Origin of the sequence: Paenibacillus sp. FSL R5-0345, assembly GCF_000758585.1 — a bacterium.
Lineage (GTDB): Bacteria > Bacillota > Bacilli > Paenibacillales > Paenibacillaceae > Paenibacillus_AQ.
The window spans coordinates 2,610,204-2,628,396 of the sequence record NZ_CP009281.1; the positions used below are offsets into that span (position 1 = coordinate 2,610,204).

The 18,193-nt window shown below is 43.4% G+C and carries 13 protein-coding genes; 8 read left to right on the plus strand and 5 right to left on the minus strand.

Going from position 1 to position 18,193, the window contains the following annotated elements; genetic code table 11:
* Positions 1 to 7: 7 nt before the first annotated feature.
* Complete coding sequence (locus tag R50345_RS11175) at positions 8 to 1,726, minus strand: sensor histidine kinase (protein WP_042126543.1); 1,719 nt, start codon at positions 1,724 to 1,726, stop codon at positions 8 to 10.
* A gap of 257 nt (positions 1,727 to 1,983) precedes the next feature.
* On the opposite strand from R50345_RS11175, the gene R50345_RS11180 reads away from it, so the two are divergent.
* The 5 genes from R50345_RS11180 (at position 1,984) to R50345_RS11200 (ending at position 9,622) form a co-directional block, all read left to right on the plus strand.
* On the plus strand, positions 1,984 to 3,588 hold the full coding sequence (locus R50345_RS11180) for an extracellular solute-binding protein (RefSeq protein WP_042126545.1): 1,605 nt from the start codon (positions 1,984 to 1,986) through the stop codon (positions 3,586 to 3,588).
* An 81-nt stretch (positions 3,589 to 3,669) separates the two neighbouring features.
* A complete protein-coding gene (locus tag R50345_RS11185; protein WP_042126547.1) occupies positions 3,670 to 4,593 on the plus strand; it encodes an ABC transporter permease in 924 nt (307 codons plus the stop codon).
* Positions 4,594 to 4,610: 17 nt separating this feature from the next.
* Entirely contained in the window at positions 4,611 to 5,534 is a 924-nt protein-coding gene (locus R50345_RS11190; protein WP_042126549.1) for a carbohydrate ABC transporter permease, read from the plus strand.
* Between the two features lie 45 nt (positions 5,535 to 5,579).
* The gene (locus tag R50345_RS11195; protein WP_042126552.1) at positions 5,580 to 7,184 is read left to right on the plus strand and encodes an extracellular solute-binding protein; all 1,605 of its coding nucleotides are present in this window, start codon (positions 5,580 to 5,582) and stop codon (positions 7,182 to 7,184) included.
* Positions 7,185 to 7,204: 20 nt separating this feature from the next.
* Complete coding sequence (locus tag R50345_RS11200) at positions 7,205 to 9,622, plus strand: glycoside hydrolase family 31 protein (protein WP_231574151.1); 2,418 nt, start codon at positions 7,205 to 7,207, stop codon at positions 9,620 to 9,622.
* 74 nt (positions 9,623 to 9,696) lie between these two features.
* On the opposite strand, the gene R50345_RS11205 is transcribed toward R50345_RS11200, so the two are convergent.
* Entirely contained in the window at positions 9,697 to 11,040 is a 1,344-nt protein-coding gene (locus tag R50345_RS11205; RefSeq protein ID WP_042126554.1) for a glycoside hydrolase family 30 protein, read from the minus strand.
* Positions 11,041 to 11,174: 134 nt separating this feature from the next.
* Here R50345_RS11205 and R50345_RS11210 point away from each other — a divergent pair, with 134 nt between their 5' ends.
* Entirely contained in the window at positions 11,175 to 11,969 is a 795-nt protein-coding gene (locus R50345_RS11210) for a helix-turn-helix domain-containing protein (protein WP_042126556.1), read from the plus strand.
* Between the two features lie 28 nt (positions 11,970 to 11,997).
* Here R50345_RS11210 and R50345_RS11215 read toward each other — a convergent pair whose 3' ends face one another.
* The 3 genes from R50345_RS11215 to R50345_RS11225 all read right to left on the minus strand — a co-directional run bounded on the left by R50345_RS11215 (position 11,998) and on the right by R50345_RS11225 (position 14,991).
* Complete coding sequence (locus R50345_RS11215) at positions 11,998 to 13,026, minus strand: glycosyltransferase family 4 protein (protein WP_042126558.1); 1,029 nt, start codon at positions 13,024 to 13,026, stop codon at positions 11,998 to 12,000.
* Between the two features lie 160 nt (positions 13,027 to 13,186).
* The gene (locus tag R50345_RS11220; protein ID WP_042126559.1) at positions 13,187 to 14,032 is read right to left on the minus strand and encodes a sugar phosphate isomerase/epimerase family protein; all 846 of its coding nucleotides are present in this window, start codon (positions 14,030 to 14,032) and stop codon (positions 13,187 to 13,189) included.
* A 50-nt stretch (positions 14,033 to 14,082) separates the two neighbouring features.
* The gene (locus R50345_RS11225; protein ID WP_042126561.1) at positions 14,083 to 14,991 is read right to left on the minus strand and encodes an alpha/beta fold hydrolase; all 909 of its coding nucleotides are present in this window, start codon (positions 14,989 to 14,991) and stop codon (positions 14,083 to 14,085) included.
* Positions 14,992 to 15,371: 380 nt separating this feature from the next.
* On the opposite strand from R50345_RS11225, the gene R50345_RS11230 reads away from it, so the two are divergent.
* Both R50345_RS11230 and R50345_RS11235 read left to right on the plus strand, forming a co-directional pair.
* Positions 15,372 to 15,872, plus strand: a complete 501-nt coding sequence (locus tag R50345_RS11230) for a GNAT family N-acetyltransferase (RefSeq protein WP_042126563.1) — start codon at positions 15,372 to 15,374, stop codon at positions 15,870 to 15,872.
* 223 nt (positions 15,873 to 16,095) lie between these two features.
* Positions 16,096 to 18,165: a bifunctional rhamnulose-1-phosphate aldolase/short-chain dehydrogenase gene (locus R50345_RS11235; protein ID WP_042126565.1), complete on the plus strand. Its 2,070-nt coding sequence runs from the start codon at positions 16,096 to 16,098 to the stop codon at positions 18,163 to 18,165.
* Positions 18,166 to 18,193: the final 28 nt, after the last annotated feature.

The following is an 18,193-nucleotide window of genomic DNA, read 5'->3' on the forward strand; positions in this document are numbered from 1 at the left end:
CATTCCTTTAGATTTTTTTAGGAAGCTCCGGAAGAGATAAAATTACACTAGCGCCGCCGCTCTCCAAATTGGAAAAGGCGATGGTTGCTCTTTTTAAATAAAGGTATTCAAGTCTTTTAAGCGTATTCATAATGCCGATCTGCGTACCTTTGCTTTGATCCAAGGGCTCTCCAAGATTAAGCTTCTCTAACACTTGCGGTGGAAAACCGGGACCGGTGTCGGTGAGCTGAATAACAAGCATGTCTTCCTCTTCAATCCGTAATCGTCGGACTGTAAGCCTAATTTCTACTTCATGTTCTCGTGAAATCGCATATTTAATAGAATTTTCGATGAAGGTTTGCAGCACTAATGGCGGAATTTCCACACAGCTTGCCTGATCCTCTTGCTCAATATTGTAAATAAATGCATCCTGATAACGTTGCTTTTGAATCTCTAGATAGGTTCGGACATGCTCGATTTCATCCTCCAGCCGGACAAAATTCTCACCATTTTGAAAAATATAACGGAAATATTTCGACGTAGACAACGTCATATTCTCAATTTCTTTATACATTTCAATTTGGGCCATGCTATAGATGCTAGTCAGGCAATTTAAGAAAAAGTGGGGCTTGATCTGTAGCTTCATATAATCCAGTTGTATCCGCTGCTTCTCCAGTTCCTGCTCGTACATAGCGATTTTGAAGGTTTTGATTTGTTCAACTAAGTCTTTAAACTGTGTGTTTGCCTGTTCCAGCTCTATAATCTCACTGCTTTTAAAATCTGCGGGCTGCCCTGCCTCATTAATGAAAGCAAGGTTCTCAGAGAAGCTTTGAATCGGGCCCAGTACTCTTTTTTTGAAAAACAGCAGAACGATGCATAAAGTGGAAGTCACAATGAAGAAGAGCAGCATTATAAGCAGCTGAGCAATCATGATTTTTTCAAAGATTCCATATTTAATGACCATTTTGGTGCTGAAATTAGTGTCCGAGAAGGCGCTGTTGATTGTTGTACGCGATTGCAAAAGATTAGAGAATCCCCCATCTTCCGTTACCAGCTTGCCGCTGTTCGATATAGGACTTGATAAAGGCTGTTCATTCTCATCCACTAGAGAAACGTAACCATTGGCACCCAGATTAATTTGGCGTAGAGGGCGGATCAGATTATCAGCGGAGATCAACCCAATTAAATACCGATTGTAATAGGGAACGATATTTATTACATAATAGTGGTTGTTTACAAGGATAGGCGTCCATTTGGAATAAAACTTCTCATACATCTCCTTATCATTAATATAAGAAATAATCTTCGTTTTGAGCATCCTGTAGTCCGTATAGGTTACGCTGATCGGTGCACAGTTTAAAAAATAGTTCTCATTTTTCAAATAATAGAAGAAGTTGTACTCATGTCCGTAGTTTTTTTGCAGCTCGGTAAAGCGCTTATGCAGATTATCATTTGCCTTTAAGAACTCGATGCTGTTGACCCCGTAAGTATTCATCGCAAGCAAGCTCTCATCGTTTCCAAGCGTCCAGCCCATATAGTGATTAATGTAGGCAAAATCATGATTAATACGATTGATGTAGAGTGCCGCGGTATCCTGCAAATTTCGAGTGGACTGCTGCTTAACAATGGAAATGGAAGCGATACTGATCGCTAAATCCAGAATAAGGACTGTGAACGAAACCAACATCATGACTTTAATATAATGACGAATGGGGTAGGTTTTATGTTCCGCTGTTTTTTTGGTCATAGAATCATTATAAAACCTCTGCATGAAAAAAACATAAGAACTGGCCGGTAATTTACCTCAAAGTCCGGAAAGCACATACAGAAGTCGGAATACTGTTATGAAATCTCTTTAAGCGAAGAGTTTTGATTTTGTGTTTTTTGTAAGCGGATTCAAAGGTCTGGATAACCGTCTTAAAGGGTCCGGAATACGAAAAAATAAGACGTTATGATTAAGCTATTCAGATGAACTTTGATTAATTGAAATGGGGGATTAAGAGGATGAGTCAACACAGTAAGAAAAAGACGGCAAAGAAATGGACGGTGGGTCTGCTGGCAGCGGCTATGGTATTTGGTATTGCTGGCTGCGGGGGAAAAGACGGGAATAATGCTGCGACTAGTGAGACGAGCAGTTACAACAAAGAAGGGCTGCCAATTGTTAATGAGCCTGTAACACTAAAGGTACTGACCGTACGTTGGGGAAGCATGGGAGACACGTTTACGCAGAACCAATGGTTGAAGGATCTAGAAAAAAATACAAATGTCAAAATCGAATGGCAAGTGATGTCCTCTAATGACTGGGCCGAACAGAAGTCCATTCTGCTGGCTAGCGGTACACTCCCTGATATTATTCTAGGAAATCAAACCTTCGGTGATTCCGATATCGTTAATAATCTAAGTTTTTTCCGCCCTTTAGATGATTATATTGAGAAAAATATGCCAAATCTTAAAGCAGCAATGGAAGAAACGCCAGAGTTGAAAAAAATCAGCACATTTCCTGACGGAAAAATCTACTCACTGCCAACAAGACTTCCATCGCGTCCAAAAAGCTCACGTCAGCCTGTAATTAACAAGACCTGGCTGGACAAATTGGGCTTGAAGGTGCCTGAGACGATTGACGAGCTCTATAACGTGCTAAAAGCTTTCAAAGAACAAGATCCGAACGGAAATGGAAAACAAGATGAGATTCCATTTATTGAAATCGGTAATGACTTGATCAGTCCCTTCGGAATTGCCGACTTGAATAACAACAATATGATCATCAAGGACGGAAAAGCGATCTATTTCCCTGTTTCGGAGGAGTTCAAAGAAGGTCTTAAATGGGAAAATAAATTGTATGCGGAAGGATTGTTAGATAAAGAGGTATTCACTCAGGATGATACGATGAGATCGGCGAAGTTCCAAAATCCGGATGCTCCAATCGTAGGCTTTACGTATCAGTGGACCCCGGACGCTGTGTTTGGTAAATGGAGCGATCAATATGTGACAATTCCACCGATTGCCGGACCGGATGGTAAGCGTTATACAATCGGTAATCCAATTGGGATGAGTCTTAATCGTAATGAACTGCTGATTACTACTTCTAGTAAGTATCCAGAGGTTGCTGCACGTTGGGCAGATCAGTTCTACACGAACGAAGCGAGCATTCAGAACTTTTGGGGCGCGATTGGAACTGTAATTAAGAAGAATGATGACAGCACCTATACATTGATGGATCCACCGGCTGGAACCAGCGCAGATGCCTGGTATTGGGATCAGTCTCTACGTGATTTCGGACCGAAATATGTGAGCCCGTCCTTTGAACAGAAAATCGTTCTTAATCCTGAAAGTGGTGATGGACTGAAGCTGCAGCTGGATAAGCTGGGTAGTGAATATGTTACAGAGCCTTTCCCTAACGTTATGTACACCTCCGACGAGTTCGAGGAGCTGCCAACCTTGACCACGGATATCGACGGTTATGTGAATACAATGCGCGCTCAATTTATTAGCAAAGGTGGAATTGACGAAGGCTGGGATGATTATGTCAAACAGCTTAATAAAATGGGGCTTGAAAAATTAGTCAAGATTCGCACAGATGCTTACAGTCGTTATATGAGTGTGAAATAACCTATTCGTCTTTCGAAAAAGGTGCTGCCCTACATAAATTTGTGGGGTAGCATTCTCTATTTTTAATAAGGAGGGGATGTTATGAAATCTGATCCAATTCATTTGAGTCGGAAACTCGGACAAATCAAACAAAACTGGGGTCTTTATCTATTGCTTTTTCCAGCTATAGTTCTGACGTTATTATTCGCGTATAAACCCATGTATGGGGTACTCATTGCATTCAAGGATTATAGCCCAGCCTTGGGTATAGGCGGCAGCCCGTGGGCCGGATTCAAATACTTCGAGAAGTTCTTTAATTCCTATCAATTTTCTGCCACGATCAAAAATACGCTAATCATCAGTGTGTACAGTCTGATTACGTTTCCGATTCCGATTATACTTGCGCTGATGGTTAACCAGATGAGACCTAACCGTTTTAGACGGTTTTTCCAGACAGTATCCTATATGCCTCACTTTATCTCTACGGTAGTTATGGTGGGCTTAATGATGATTCTGTTCTCACCTAGCACCGGACTGCTGGGCAATATCTATAGTCTTTTTGGAAAAGAAGCTCCTGATCTAATGGGCTCTGCGGGATTATTCAGCAGTGTGTACGTCTGGTCGGATGTGTGGCAGCATGTCGGCTGGGACAGTATTATCTTTATCGCTGCGCTCTCTGCTGTTGATCCTAGCTTGTACGAGGCTGCAACCGTGGACGGCGCTAGTCGAATGCATAAAGTTCGTTATATCGATATTCCGATGCTGATGCCAACAGCGATAACTTTGCTTATCCTGAGGGTCGGGGGACTGCTTGGGGTTGGATTTGAAAAAGTGTATCTAATGCAAAATGACTTAAACATCACCTCAAGTGAAATTCTCTCTACTTATGTCTACAAAATTGGTCTGCTCAGCAGCCAGTATAGCTTTTCGTCAGCGATCAACCTGTTCAACACGGTCATTAATTTTATTTTATTAATCATGGTCAATCAGATTTCTAAAAAATTAAGTGAAAATAGCTTGTGGTAGAAGGGAGGAGCATTGAAATGGGCGTATTAGAGACAGCGACTAAAGGAAATGTAGGAAAAATAAAGAAGAATCGCTCTTCGGATACTATAATGGAAATTGTGATGTATGTAATCTCGGCAATTTTTCTAATCATCCTGATCTATCCGTTGTATTTTATCGTTATTGCTTCGTTCAGTGATCCTTCCGCAGTGGCAGGCGGGCAGGTTTGGTTATTTCCTAAAGGCTTCACCTTCGATGGTTATAAAGAGCTGCTGCGTCATGAAAATATTTGGATCGGCTACTGGAATACCATCCTGTACACGGTGGTTGGGACTGCAATCGGCTTAGTAGTAAATATCTCAGCAGCCTATGCTTTGTCGAGAAAGGACCTTGTGGGACGGAAATATATTTCGCTGTTTTTCATCTTTACCATGTTCTTTAACGGTGGGTTGATTCCTACTTTTTTAACGGTTCGTGATTTCCATCTCTATGATACTTTCTTGGTTATGGTACTGCCTTTTGCAGTTGGAGTCTTTAATATCATAGTGGCACGAACTTTTTTCCAGACTAGTATTCCGGGCGATTTATGGGAAGCAGCACAGATTGATGGTTGTGGCAATCTCCGTTATTTTGCACAGATAGTTCTACCGTTGTCGAAGGCTATTATTGCAGTGTTAGGTTTATGGATCGCTGTAGGTTATTGGAATTCATATTTTAATGCCTTGATTTATTTGAAAAATCCTAATATGTATCCGCTGCAGCTGATCCTGCGAAATATTCTGATTACCAATCAGATGCAGTCTGGTATGGGGACCGGTGAAGCCGCACAAATCGCGTTACGGCTCGCCAATATGATGCGGTATTCGGTGATTATCGTAGCAACTGTTCCAATTATGTGTGTATACCCATTTGTGCAAAAATACTTTAACCAAGGGGTAATGATCGGCGCAGTGAAGGAATAAGTTCTTCTACTTTTCTACTAACATTTGTGAGGGAGCAAGACCGTAATGAAAAAGCAACCCAAAAACAGTATCAATAGAACAATCACCGTCATTCTTCTAGTGACAACGTTGCTTGCTGGCCTTACAGCCTGTAAAGGGGATAAAGGGGTAAACTCTGTTGAATCTGATCCGGGTCAATTTCATAAAGAAGGTTTGCCAATCGTGGATAAGCCCATGACGCTGAAGGTTCTAACGGTTCGGTGGGGAAGCATGGGAGATAACTTTATCCAGAATCAATGGCTGAAGGATTTGGAAAAAAATACGAATGTCAAAATCGAATGGCAGGTGATGTCTGCTAATGATTGGAGTGAGCGTAAGTCCATTATGCTGGCAAGCGGTACACTTCCAGATATCATTTTAGGGAGTGAGACCTTCGGAGATTCGGATATCGTCAATAATTTAAGCTTATTCAGGCCGCTTGATGACTATATCGAAAGCTATATGCCTAACCTCAAAGCAGCCATGCAGGAAGAGCCTGAATTGAAAAAAATCAGTACTTTTCCTGACGGGAAAATCTACTCTTTGCCTGCAAGATTACCTTTACGTCCTAAAAGCTCGCGCCAACCCGTGATTAACAAAACCTGGCTGGATAAATTGGGATTGAAGGTTCCCGATACGATAGATGATCTATACAACGTGCTAAAAGCATTTAAAGAACGCGACCCTAATGGGAATGGAAGGCTGGATGAGATACCAGTTATCGAAGTAAGTAATGATCTCATCAGTCCCTTCGGAATCACGGATCTGAACAATAACTTTATGGTCGTCCAGGATGGAAATGCGGTATATTACCCTGTTTCAGAGGCGTACAAAGAAGGGCTCAAATGGGAGCATAAATTATTTATCGAAGGTTTGCTTGATAAAGAGTTATTCACGCAAGATGAAACGATGAGATCAGCCAAGTTTCTTAATCCGGATGCTCCTATCGTAGGGTTCTCATATCAGTGGACACCGGATGCCGTGTTTGGCAAATGGAGTGATCAATATGTCACGATTCCCCCGATTGCAGGTCCGGATGGTAAGCGCTACACCATAGGAAATCCGTATGGAATGAATCTGGAGCGTAACGAGCTGCTAATTTCCACTTCTTGCAAATACCCAGAGATTGCTGCCCGCTGGGCTGACCAGTTCTATACCAATGAAGCAAGTATTCAAAATTTCTGGGGAGCGATAGACACCGTTATTAAGAAAAATATTAACGGTTCTTATACATTGATGGACCCACCGATGGGTACCAGTGCTGATGCCTGGTATTGGGATCAATCACTCCGGGATTTCGGGCCGAAATATGTCAGTCCAGTGTTTGAAAAATCCATCTTTCTAAACCCAAAAACCGGAGATGGACTGAAGCTGCAGCTCGATAAGCTGGGTAGTGATTATACAACGCCCCCTTTCCCTGATGTAATGTATACCGCTGAAGAGTTTCAGCTCCTGCCGACTTTGACAACGGATATCGATAGTTACGTCAATACAATGCGTGCTCAGTTTATAATTACAGGTGAAATTGACGAGGGCTGGGCTGATTATGTAAGACAGCTGCGGGGAATGGGACTGGATAAGCTGGTTAAAATTCGTACCGATGCTTACAGTCGTTATGTGAATGTAGAATAGAAAGAAGAGAGGGTCACCCGATGGAACATACGATGAAAGAGCCAAATCCTTTGGCGATCTCATTAAAGCTGCAAGCTGAACCATGCGGTAGAGCTGACGCGATCATTCAGGGGGAGCGCTATCGATTCACTGTACTAACTCCGGAGCTTATCCGGATGGAATACAGTGAGGAGGGGTGTTTCGAAGATCGGGCGTCGCAGACCGTTGTGAATCGCAATTTTCCTGTTCCGAAATTTCGCGTAATTGATCTGGGAAATAAGCTTGAATTGATAACGGATCGTCTTCATTTAACCTATGATAAGAAGCCCTTCTCCCGGCATGGCCTCAGCATTCGAATAAGAAACGAAGCGGGTCACCTAATGAGTGTCTGGAATTACGGTGATCCAGTGCAAGACTTGAGAGGGACGGCACGTACATTGGATAATGCTGATGGTGCTATTCCACTTGAGCACGGACTGCTCTCGCGTTCCGGGTTTACGTTAGTGGATGACAGCAGCTCTCTTATCCTTGAAGAGGATGGACGGGTTGAACTGCGGTTGCAAGAAGCCCTCGACTTTTATTTTTTTGGTTATGGCCATGATTATTTGAAGTGCTTAAAGGATTTCTATCATCTTTGCGGTAGTACCCCTCTATTACCACGTTATGCTCTTGGCAACTGGTGGAGCCGATATTATCCATATTCAGAAGTAGAATATAAAGCTCTAGTGGAACGGTTTGAAAGTGAGCAAATCCCTTTTTCCGTCGCAGTTATGGATATGGATTGGCATCTTGTCCATATTGATCCACAGTACGGCAGCGGATGGACGGGCTATACATGGAACAGAGATCTGTTCCCAGACCCGCAGAGGTTTTTATCATGGCTACATGAAAGAGGACTTCGTGTGACGCTCAACGTGCATCCTGCTGATGGCGTAAGGGCGTTTGAAGATCCTTATCTAGCTATTGCTGCGGAGTTGGGCTTGGACCCGGAAAAAGGTGATGCTGTGGAATTTGATATCACGGATCCGAATTTTTTACGGGCATACTTTAAGTTTCTGCATCATCCGCTTGAGGATGAAGGTGTGGATTTCTGGTGGATTGATTGGCAGCAGGGGGGAGTGACTAAAGTACCGGGACTAGATCCGCTCTGGATGCTGAACCATTATCACTATCTAGACAGCGGTCGGCGAGGGAACAGGAAGCTTACTTTCTCCCGTTATGCAGGTCTTGGCAGCCATCGTTATCCTGTAGGATTCTCTGGCGATACCATTGTCACTTGGGAATCTCTGGATTTCCAGCCTTACTTCACAGCTAACGCCGCAAACGTCGGTTATGGTTGGTGGAGCCATGATATCGGGGGCCACATGAATGGCTACTTAGACGATGAATTGGCGATACGCTGGGTGCAATTCGGTGTGTTTTCGCCTATTCTGCGGTTACATAGCTCCGCAAGTGCCTTCAACAGTAAAGAGCCATGGCGGTTCAATAAGATTGCCGCGGACGTAATGAAGGATTACCTGCGCTTGCGGCACAGTTTACTACCCTATTTGTACACAATGAATCGTTATGCCAGCCGCGATAGTCTTCCGCTAGTCCGGCCCATGTATTATCATCATGCGCAGCGGAATGAAGCCTATGAAGTGCCAAATGAATATTACTTTGGTACTGAAATCATTGTGTGTCCGATTACTCAGCCGGTCAACTCCAAGGTAGGCGTTGCCGAATTTAAGGCTTGGCTACCAAAAGGAATCTGGATAGATTTCTTTAACGGAAGAGTGTATGACGGTGGAAGAAAACTTTCACTCTATCGTAATCTGGAGAATATTCCTGTATTAGCAAAAGCGGGTGCTATCGTTCCTCTGGCGGATCTGACGGAATATACCTCATTAGTGGATAATCCGAGATCTATGGAGGTACGTGTGTTTGCTGGAGGCAGTGGTCATTTTCATCTCTGGGAGGATGAGGGCGATACTGCAGAGGATCGGGATGAGCAATGGTGCGACACGGAAATGATTATGGAGATAGGCGAAAAAGCCAGCTTCAAGATACTCCCTGCTAAGGGAAACACAGAGGCTGTGCCTGAACGACGGTCATGGAAGCTATCCTTTGTCGGCTTTGCGGATACCAAGGTCCAAGTACTCGCTTGCGGCACAGTAATCACAGCAGAAATGGGATACAACGAAGCTACGCATACACTAACGATCATGATCTCGGATCTAGCGGTCGACCAATCACTGGAGGTAATGTTCGCAGATGCTAGGATAGCTGTGAATTCAGTTGATGAAGAGGTGTTCAACCTACTGAATCGTGCGCAAATTCTTTTTCAAATGAAAGAACATATTTACCGCGTAATCCAAGAATCATCAACACCGACGGCAGCATTAAGCGCTCTTAGCTCAATGGATCTTGAACATTCGTTGTATGGAGCGTTATGCGAAATACTGACGGCCAGGTTATAAGCAATTGTTGTCTCTTAATTAAATTAAGGAGGTTCTCTCTATGCGCTTCGCATAAAGAGAACCTCCTTATCTTTTTACTTTATTAGCAGTGTCTGAATGGCATGAGCCGGAATTATGTTCTCAGCTAAGCTGTCATGGAAGCGAAGCGTGAACGGAAGCTCTTGTTCCGTGCGGTTCATAACGATAACAGCAATAGTACCATCAGGATTACGGAAAGCTGTAGTTTCAAGCTTATCAGTATATTTGGAATGTCCAATGCGTTTAGCACCTGGACGAATATATTTACTGAAATGCCCGATGTAATAGAAGGAGCTCTCAAAAGTAATTTCATCGTTTTTTGTATCCCCGATAATTGGAGCATCGCAGTAGTTACCTACATGGTTAGGTCCGCCTTGCTCGTCCAAAACAATATTCCAGTCGGTCCAGCTCGACATCCAGTTGTTCAGATTGCCAATGATATCATGACCGTAACGTTCACCGGTGTTCCACGAGCCGAGATGAACGCCACCTTCTTGGCAGCCCTCGCTGAAGAACAGCTTTTTATCTGGAAAACGATCATGTACGGCTGATAGGGCTTCGAAGTGATCGCCGGAGTACCAGTGGAAGCAAATTCCCCAAATGTACTTGGAAGCCTCTTGATCTTCAAAAGCAACCTTGGCACGATAATAGACGCGTTCCTTGTTATGATCCCAGATCATAACCTTTACATGAGCCAAGCCGGCTTGTTCCAAGGCTGGTCCTAAGTAATCCCGAACAAAATCCTTTTCTTCTTCGGCGGTATAAAGGCAGGAGTCCCATATTTGAACAGCTTTTGCTTCGTTCTGAACACTAACGGCCCAAATATCAATGCCTTCAGCAGCATAAGCCTGAATATATTTAACGAACATGTTGGCCCAAGCCTCACGGTATTCAGGCTTAAGAGCTCCGCCTCCGTTCATTTGCCCGTTTGTCTTCATGAATGCTGGAGGACTCCAAGGAGAAGAGAACAAACGGAAATCTTCACCGACAGCTGCTGCAGCATTTTTAATTAGAGGGATAATTGAGTCTTGATCTCTGGAAATATCGAACGAACGCAGCTCAGCATCGCCTTCTTCTACATAAGCATAGTTGCCCAGTGAGAAGTCGCAGCTTTGGATATGCGAGCGGCATAAAGTATATCCAATGCCATGCTCAGGATCAAAATAAGCTTTGATGATTTCATTCTGTTTGGCTTCACTTAGTTTAGCAATGGTAACAGCAGATGCCTCTGTCAGTGCACCGCCAAAACCTTCAATTTCCTGATACTCCAGATCATCATAGATATTGATGAGCTCTGATTCGACACCCGACGTATCCGGCAGGAAGATCAGAGGGTCTTTTTCTGTTAAACGGTCGGTAGTTTCTTTTGCTGTTTGAATGACGCGAACGATTTTACTCATAAGGGTTGGTAACCTCCTGTACATATAAATTCTGTCTTTATTATAGAAGGAGATCAACCGTTCTTTGAAGAAACTATATGGCTAAGAACCTCAACAATCTGGTCATCGACTACTAAGAGTAGAGGAGTGATGCTATGGAAACTAATAGTGTCCAAATAAGTCTTTGTGGATTTATCCGCCATATTCAGCCTTTTAGGCAATTATATCGCAGTGGGCTTGATACCTATATCATCAGGCTGCAAGCAGAAGGGGAATGTGAGGTTCTCATCGATGGAGACATGGTAACCGTGGTGCCTGGTGATCTGTTATTATTTAAGCCCCAGGATATATATGATCTGAGAATCGGTGAAAAGAAAAGCCCTCTGGGACATAGTGTGGACTATTTTGTAATGTGTACAGGAGAATGGGTGGATCACTGGTGGAACCTGCGCGAAAGACCGAAGAAAGTTAGAATTGCGGATGATGGCAAGCTGCAAAGTATATGGCAACAGCTTGATCTGGAGCATAGAAGACTTGATGGAGGCAGTCCAGAAATACTTGAAGCGTTATTTAAGGCTTTATGTTTACTGCTGGATCGGGCGATTGAAGAGGCGCCTGCTTCATCATCGGCCTCGCTTCTACACGGACTCAAAATGAAGAGTTATGTGGAGGAGCATGCTACATCAGAGATCAGGCTAAAGGACGTAGCTGCTCATGCCGGAATTAGTGTAACGAGGGCCGTGCATTTATTCAAAATTCAATTTGGCTATTCTATTATGCAATATGCAGGGCAAATTCGGCTTGCTATGGCACTGCGGTTAATGGACAACACTAATTACACTTTAGAGCGAATCGCAGAGGAGACCGGGTTCGGAAGCTACACCTATTTCCACAGGGTATTTCGGGATCGTTATGGGGTGTCGCCGGGCATCTATCGAAAGAGAGAGTAGTAAACTCCACTTTTGAGTTAGTCTTTTTTTACAAGAAATCTCTAATCGCTTGTTCAAATAATCGCACACTATTTGCCCAAGTCCATTTATGTGAGGATCTTTCGCCCTGTGCAGCTAATTTAGTTCTTAAGTTTGGGTCTCGGATTAAGCGGATGACATCTTCACCAAGCCGATTCTCATACCGATAGGAGAGCAGACAGTTCTTCTCGTGATTTGCGTATTCCATATTTCCACCTGAATAAACACAGACGAGTGCTGCGCCACACCGCATGGCTTCAAGCCCCGGCAAAGAACCTGTATCAAAAATACTAGAACTAACAAAGATATCTGCACCGTTGTAATGGTAACAGAGTTCCTCATCATTCGCTGGGGTGAAGAATCGATATTTTCCGGTGGCTTTTAACTTTTGTAAAGCTTCTGAGCTGTTGAACTCGTCGGGTGGACTAATAAAGTTAATATTCACATAGGGGTATTGTTCTTTTACATCATCGAGCTGCTCTATAAGATAATCTTGCTCCCGGTGCCAAGAGAAGCCTGGTTCTGTTTTTCTTAATATTGCTGTTATATTTAAAGGCTCCTGAAGACTGTGACGGATTTTCATATTCTTAAAAGAGGAGCTGATACCAACGGGTACAATGTTTCCTGTGATCCCATGATTTAAACGAATCAACTCCTGCTGCCAATGCGATAAAACAATCAGATACTCTGTGACATGATATGAAGGAAACGATAGCGAACTATCCGGTAAGAATGGGGGTTCGTAACATAATGATAATCTTACATGAATTCCTTTTCCTTGGTTGCTCGCTGCTTGCGAAGTAGGAACTGTTGTATGAAAATTAGAAACAATCACATCACCTGAGGGATAGTCTTGTTCCTGAAGATCCATATATGCGGAGCGGATTATGGTGGAACGGATATCATAGGAAACAACGCCATCCACAGGCATGAGGATAGTGACTTGATGCCCCATAGCTGTCAGTCCATTGGTGAGCTCTACCAGCATGCGTTGTGCTCCGCCGTGAGATAAGGTCAGAATAGGGAATGTGAGTCTCATTGATAATCCAGTCCCTTCCAAGTTAGGGCTATAATCGTTAAACGCTGTGATTCAATCGTTATGTTTCTTATTGTATTCAACTCGCATAGAAAGGTACCATTTATCTAGTTTAATATTAAAGTAGGGTGAGGGGTGCTTATGAGTGAAATTATTATTAGCATTATTGTTCCATAGAAGCAAGCTTCTTTAGTAAAGCGACGGTATCATTAATCTCTAAATCTTTGATATCTTCTAATGATATGTCGATCATCGGTTTGAATTCTTGGAGTTTGTTCAAGAAAGCTTCGGTATGAAACTGACCTCCACCAGCCTTTCCGTGGTAAATTGTCCCTCCATTTGAATAGATGTCTTTTAAATGCGCTAAAATAATCCGGTCCCCGAACAACCTAAAGGAGTCATCGACAATTTGATCCTGAATATCTACTGCGTCACCAATAAAATTGCAGGGGTCCAAGACAACACCAATATTGCTTGAGGGGACTTCATCTAGGATGCGGCGCATCTTGTCTGGTGTAGAAAGTGTATGCGTGCAGACTCCCTCCAATCCCAGAAACACCCCCCATTTTTCAGCTTCTTCCACAAGCTCTTGTACAGTGGCTCTTAATATGTCCCAGCCGATAGCTTCGTAATGGAGCGGATCTTGTGCTTGAAAAGTAGTCAGAGCGCCTGTCTCCGTTGCCACCATAGGTGCTCCGAAATGGCGGGCATATCGAAGATGTTCCTTAAATCGATTGATCTCCGCTCTTCGTATAACAGGGTCTGGATGAATAGGATTGATGTAACAGCCTAACACGCCGATACGTATACCTGCTCTGTCAAAATGTTCGCCAATATAGTTTGCGAGGCCTGGACTTAATTTACCTGTGGAGGTATCGATATCCTGAATAGCTTTGGATAAAGCCAGTTGAACAAAATCGATATCATAATTCTGAAGCGTTGCAGTCAACGATTTGAGGGGTAAACAACCAAATGTATGCGCTAATGTTCCGTATCTGATGGTAATCATCTCCTTATCTAAGATGGGTATGTGTAATTACAAACATAATAGTAGCGCTTTCATCTGGATGCAAGTGATTTATCCTTATCGTCTGTCAGGAAATTGATGATCTCAGTGTTTACTCTATCCGGTTGCTCGTGATTAATCCCGTGTCCCGCATGGGGGATGACTTGGTAATGGAACTTTCCATCTTCTAAAATACCTATGAAGTCCTTCGATTGCTTTAACGCGTGCTCACCGATTAAAAAATAGAGCTTGTCTCTGATTGCAACCGCGGCGTTCTTATCGTATGGATGAAGCTTATGCACAAACATAGCTTGCTGATTATGAGTCCGCATTAAAAGGATCAGATGAGCCGCCAATGCTGGATGGTTATCAAATAAAGGGGAGTTAGGTGCGCTTAACTTCTTTAGAACTTTTAGTAAATTACGATCTGTTGGAATTAGAATCTCCGGGAACATCATCATTAAGGTTTGGATCATGGCTTTGATCGGTGCAGTGACCATTCCGCCCTCCAAACAAACGACACGCTTTACTTTGTCCGGTTGCTTAGTTGCATAATTAAAAGCAATATAGGCGCCGTTGGACACTCCCGCGATATGAAAGACGCCTATACTCAAATGCGTCGCTATTTCATTAATCCATTCTATTTGCTCAAACTTCTGTTTGTTAAAATGCTCGTTAGGGATGCTTTTTCCGGGTCCGCCCAAAGTATCAACTGAGATGCAATAAAAATGCTTCGATAGTTCCTCGATGTTTAAGATCCACATGACCGCCGAATTATCACCCACGCCATGGAACAGTAATAAGGGGGGATTATTCTTTTGTCCAGCAAGGATACAATGCGTCAGTCCATATGTGGTTGGAACATCAATCTCCTCAAGCGGAATGGGCCACTGCTCAACTAGCTGCTGATAGGAGTGCCACACTCGTTCTTGCGCTTTTACATTCTTGAAGCTATTTACCATCAGAAACCTCCTTATCCAAAATAAAACATCTGTATCTTATGCCAATAAGTATACTATGAGTGTTCGCAAGGCGGAGAGAGAAATAGAAACATTAGTGTGAAAAAGAGGGTGGGAGCAGATAAGTGTACTATGTACAACTAAAAAGCTACTTTACTCCCACTAATGTGATATAGGTGTACTTTGTGCAACTATATCTCTGGAAATCAGCCGATACAGCTTGATTGGGGGATTTTAGTTGCACAAAGTACACTTAACGATAGACAGGCGTACTGAAGGTGATGTTAGTTGTAGAAAGTGCAATTAAGTAATGCGGTGGGCTCTTTTTTGCGATAGAATTTTTTGATACGGTAAGCAATTTTTATGTTTTAGGGGGGATTATGATGTTAATTGAGCTAAAGGAAGCCAGTTTGTCAGATGGACGCGATATTTTTGAAATGATTATGGAGATAGGCCCTGGGGAGAATGGATTCGTTAACAATGGGTTTGACTTGGCTTACAGTGAATTTCCTGATTTCATCAGAGATCGGATCGCACTATCAAGAGGCGATAATCTCCAACCAAACTATGTCCCGCAAACCAACTATTGGTTATTGATTGACTCTTATCCTGTTGGTGTTGGAAAGCTAAGACATTCCTTAAATGATCAATTAAGAAAATCAGGTGGACACATCGGATATAGCATCAGGCCTAGTGAGCGAGGAAAGGGCTATGGCAAAATTTTTTTGGCAGAGTTGTTAAAAAAAGCTGCGGATCTGGGGATTGATAAGGTCATGCTGACCTGTGAGCCGAGCAATGTATCTTCGAGAAAGGTCATTGAAGCGAACAGAGGAATACTTAGCCGTATTGAGGATGGAAAATGTAGCTACTGGATCAGTCTATGAGTCGGTGAGCTGAATAGTGGAGGTGAAGGAGTTGCTAATTGGCAACTCTTTTTTTGTTTTTGGCAATGTAATTTCAGTTCATCCAAGGAGGATTCGTCTAAATTGTGAAATAAATTTTAAATTTTGTTGAAAACGCTCTATTCAAACACAAACAAATAGATTAAAATCAAAACAAACAAAAATAAACAAAAAAATAAACATTCAAAAACGGAGGTATTCACAAATGGTACAAAGTTTATGGGATTCAGCACGGGAAAAAGACATCCACGGAGGTCTGGATTCACTAGTCTATCGCTCCAATCTGTTGGGTGAAGATCGCAGAGTTTGTAATTTTGGGGGCGGGAATACCTCCAGTAAGACGATAGAATTGGATTTTCGCGGGCGTGAAGTAGAAGTGATGTGGGTGAAGGGTAGCGGTTCGGACCTTGCTACAATGAAAGCAGGCAATTTTACTGGGTTACGTCTTCAGGATATTGCCCCTTTGTTTGATCGGGAGGAAATGCCTGATGAGGAAATGGTGGCTTATCTCGCGAATTGCATGATTGATCCTAAACATCCGCGTGCTTCGATTGAGACACTGCTTCATGCTTTTTTACCATTTAAACATGTAGATCATACGCATCCAGATGCGATTATCAGCTTGTGTTGTGCGCATAACGGTAAAGATATTGCACGAGAAATTTATGGGGACCGCTTCGTGTGGGTGCCTTACATCCGTCCAGGGTTCACTTTATCTAAAATGATTGCTGAAGGAGTACTTGCTAATCCACAAGCAGAGCTGGTGTTGATGGAGAAGCATGGACTGGTGACTTGGGGAGATACACCGGAAGCCTGTTATGCCAAGACGATCTCTATCATTAATGAAGCGGAGCGTTACATCGAAGATCGAATGGAAGATGAGAACCTGTTCGGAGGCCGCAAATCGGAAGCACTTTCGGAAGAAGCACGGCGGGCTGTAGCAGCAGCTGTAATGCCACTGATCAGAGGCGCAGTCAGTGATGAGCGTAAAATGATACTGACCTTCGATGATGCAGAGGATGTTCTGCGTTTTGTAGGTGGAGTTAACTCGGAGAAATTATCCAGTGTAGGTGCAGCTTGCCCAGATCATTTGGTTCATACTAAAATGCTGCCGCTTTTTGTGGCTTGGGAGCCAAATGCCAGTGACATTGATGGTCTGAAGGCTAAGCTGAACGAAGCGATTTCCGCTTATAAAGAGCAGTACAAAGCTTACTTCGACCGCAATAAGCATGAGGGGGATGTAATGTTCGAAGCCGCGCCGCGTGTGATTCTGATTCCCGGAGTGGGAATGATCAATACAGGCAAAAGCTGGAGCAACTCCAAGATCAGCGGAGCCTTGTATCATCGGGCAATTGCAGTTATGCGCGGAGCTACCGCACTGGGAGATTTCGTCTCTCTTAGTGAGAATGAATCTTACAACGTGGAATATTGGCCTTTGGAATTATATAAATTATCGCTTGCACCAGCAGAAGCAGAATTCTCGCGTAAAGTTGCGTTCATTACAGGTGGGGCAGGAGGAATCGGAAGCGAAACCGCTCGCCGTCTAGTGTCCGAAGGGGCGCATGTTGTGCTGGCTGACCTCAATCTAGAGGGTGCACAGAAAATTGCTACGGAGATTAACGATAAATACGGTGAGAATCGTGCGTTCGCTGTTAAAATGGATGTAACGCAGGAGGAGCAGGTTACCGCAGCTTATGCGGATACAGCCCTTTTCTATGGCGGAGTTGATATTATTGTGAATAACGCCGGGCTTGCGACCTCCAGTCCTTTTGACGAGACTTCATTAAAAGAGTGGAACTTGAACATTTCCGTATTAGGCACAGGTTATTTCCTCGTTGCACGCGAAGCCTTTAAGGTGATGAAGGAGCAAAAAATCGGTGGTAGTATGGTATTTATCGGCTCCAAGAACTCCATATTTGCTGGGAAAAGCGTATCGGCTTACAGCTCTGCCAAAGCGCTCGAAGCACATTTAGCTCGCTGTATTGCAGCTGAAGGCGGAGAATTCGGCATTCGCGCCAATACCATTTTGCCGGATGCCATTCTACAAGGTTCTGCCATTTGGAATTCGAACTGGCGGAATGAACGCGCGGCTGCTTACGGCATTGAGCCGGATCAACTAGAGGAGCATTATCGTAAACGCACAACACTGCTGGTAAATATTTATCCACGTGATATTGCTGAAGGCGTTGCCTTTTTCGCTTCATCCAAGTCAGAGAAGACTACGGGCTGCATGCTGACGATTGACGGTGGCGTGCCGGCAGCTTTTACTAGATAACAGGAAGATAGAATATAGATAGGGATAA

Coding starts and splice junctions, on each gene's coding strand:
- R50345_RS11175 (WP_042126543.1), bottom strand. CDS start 1,726: ATGACCAAAAAAACAGCGGAACATAAAACCTACCCCATTCGTCATTAT.
- R50345_RS11180 (WP_042126545.1), top strand. CDS start 1,984: ATGAGTCAACACAGTAAGAAAAAGACGGCAAAGAAATGGACGGTGGGT.
- R50345_RS11185 (WP_042126547.1), top strand. CDS start 3,670: ATGAAATCTGATCCAATTCATTTGAGTCGGAAACTCGGACAAATCAAA.
- R50345_RS11190 (WP_042126549.1), top strand. CDS start 4,611: ATGGGCGTATTAGAGACAGCGACTAAAGGAAATGTAGGAAAAATAAAG.
- R50345_RS11195 (WP_042126552.1), top strand. CDS start 5,580: ATGAAAAAGCAACCCAAAAACAGTATCAATAGAACAATCACCGTCATT.
- R50345_RS11200 (WP_231574151.1), top strand. CDS start 7,205: ATGGAACATACGATGAAAGAGCCAAATCCTTTGGCGATCTCATTAAAG.
- R50345_RS11205 (WP_042126554.1), bottom strand. CDS start 11,040: ATGAGTAAAATCGTTCGCGTCATTCAAACAGCAAAAGAAACTACCGAC.
- R50345_RS11210 (WP_042126556.1), top strand. CDS start 11,175: ATGGAAACTAATAGTGTCCAAATAAGTCTTTGTGGATTTATCCGCCAT.
- R50345_RS11215 (WP_042126558.1), bottom strand. CDS start 13,026: ATGAGACTCACATTCCCTATTCTGACCTTATCTCACGGCGGAGCACAA.
- R50345_RS11220 (WP_042126559.1), bottom strand. CDS start 14,032: ATGATTACCATCAGATACGGAACATTAGCGCATACATTTGGTTGTTTA.
- R50345_RS11225 (WP_042126561.1), bottom strand. CDS start 14,991: ATGGTAAATAGCTTCAAGAATGTAAAAGCGCAAGAACGAGTGTGGCAC.
- R50345_RS11230 (WP_042126563.1), top strand. CDS start 15,372: ATGTTAATTGAGCTAAAGGAAGCCAGTTTGTCAGATGGACGCGATATT.
- R50345_RS11235 (WP_042126565.1), top strand. CDS start 16,096: ATGGTACAAAGTTTATGGGATTCAGCACGGGAAAAAGACATCCACGGA.